General features: G+C 61.8%; 1 protein-coding gene. It reads right to left on the bottom strand.

From position 1 onward, the window contains the following. Nucleotides 1-1,179, bottom strand: a 1,179-nt coding sequence (locus TA90_RS09740; RefSeq protein ID WP_187120128.1) for a CotH kinase family protein, incomplete at its 3' end; no start/stop codon positions are given. Nucleotides 1,180-1,695: the final 516 nt, after the last annotated feature.

The raw sequence follows: 1,695 nt of genomic DNA, 5'->3' as shown, positions 1-1,695 counted from the left end.
CGTCTTCGAAATGACGCGGGTGTTGGAGGGAAGGACTGATGTCCGTCCCAGGACATTGGACCACTTCGCGAAGTTCTTCGTCGCAGAGGCGTCGATCTGGTTGCCCTGCTCCTTCAGGCCCGAGACGACAGCACCGTAGGCAGGTGCCGCCAGTTCGTCGTACGAGGCGTCGACTGCCCGGACGAACTGCGGGTTCCTGAGCAACTGGGCATACCAATCGGTGCCCTTCCCACGCAACCACCGGACATTCTTGACGTAGTTCGTGTACGGGTCAGATCCGCGGTCCACCATGGAGAAGTTGCCCATGGAGACGTCGTAGTCCCACGCCGGTCCGATGTGGAGCTTGTCGCCGACGCCATCCTTGTAGAAGTACACCGACGACATGGCGATCTCGCCGTTCTCGGTGAGCTCCGCAACGTAGTAGTACCTGACGAACGAGTCCACATCAATGATCTTCGAGATCTCAGACCAGTTCGGACTCGACGCATACAACAAACCATCCAGCTTGTTGATGTCCGACCTGATGTCGTCCCAGCCCACCTTCACCGCAGGCGACAACGTGTCATCGTCATTGAGATCGGACTTGTAGTCCTTGAGGACGAAGTGGGTTCCGCTGTTCGGAGTCTGGAAGCGGAAGGGCTCCTCCATGTAGTTGTTGTTGTCCAACTCCACCAGGACCCCATTGGGGTCCTTGAGCTCAAGCCGGTTCTCCCCCACCTCGACCTTCTCGGTCAACTGGTAGGTGCCGATGTAGGTGTTGTCGACCCTCAGGTCGACGTACCTCGACTTCGAGGTGTCACGCAGGCCGACGGCATCAGCAACGTCGAAGGCGACCTTGTTCCGGAGCATCGACGGATCGGCGTGGTTGGCCAGCAGGACCCACGCCTTCGCCTTGCCCATGCCGAGCACATCGGTCTTCTTGTCGAACTTGATCTGGTAGGCACGCTTCTCCAAGGTCCATGTGAAGTTCCCGCGGCCCTTGAACTCAGCCGAGAGTCCAGTCAGCGCATTGGAAGCAGCAGAAGGATCTGCGAGGCTCACCGCCGCCTTGTACTTCGCGTCCTTGGACCCCGAGTTGACCTTCCCGAGCGTGGTGTCGGCGAGCGTGATGTCGATGACCGGGAGGTTCGACACGAAGGCAACGGGCGCTGTCGCGGTGGCCGAGTCCGACGTCGTCAACGGGGTCGCCTCCTGTGGCTGGACCGCGCCATCCGACTCCGCCGTCTCCTGGTCTCCGGACACTGCCAAGTCGGAGCCAGAGGTGGTCGGCTCCGGGACGGAAACCACACTCCCTGTTCCTGACTGCGCATCGGAACCGGCGGTGCCGTCATCGGCAATGGCCCCACCGGCACCAACCACGACACCCGTCGAGGCAATCACGGCGGCCAGGCCGAGGGCAGCAGCGCGCCGAAGGGTGCGACGGCCGCTCATGTGAATGCTCGTCCGTTCGGCAGGGAGCTTGTCAGTTCTGCGTCGCATGGGTCACCATCCCGTGATCAGGGAACCGCTACCCGCCCCGCACTGTGCGAGATCGGGAGTGTTTCAGATTTGTGCTTGTCAGTGCATCGTGTTCATGTGTGTGACCATTCCCCGCCACACCGTGGGGATTGCTCAGTGCCTGCGGTCTCGGGTTGCCCTTCTCCCACCGACACCCCGGGGGTGGTGTGGGTGGGGGTGTTGACGCCCCCCACCCCC

Origin of the sequence: Actinomyces polynesiensis (genome assembly GCF_000820725.1) — a bacterium.
GTDB classification, from domain to species: Bacteria; Actinomycetota; Actinomycetes; order Actinomycetales; family Actinomycetaceae; genus Pauljensenia; species Pauljensenia polynesiensis.
The sequence above is the reverse complement of the archived record's forward strand: the minus strand, read 5'-3'. Positions and strand labels throughout refer to the sequence as shown.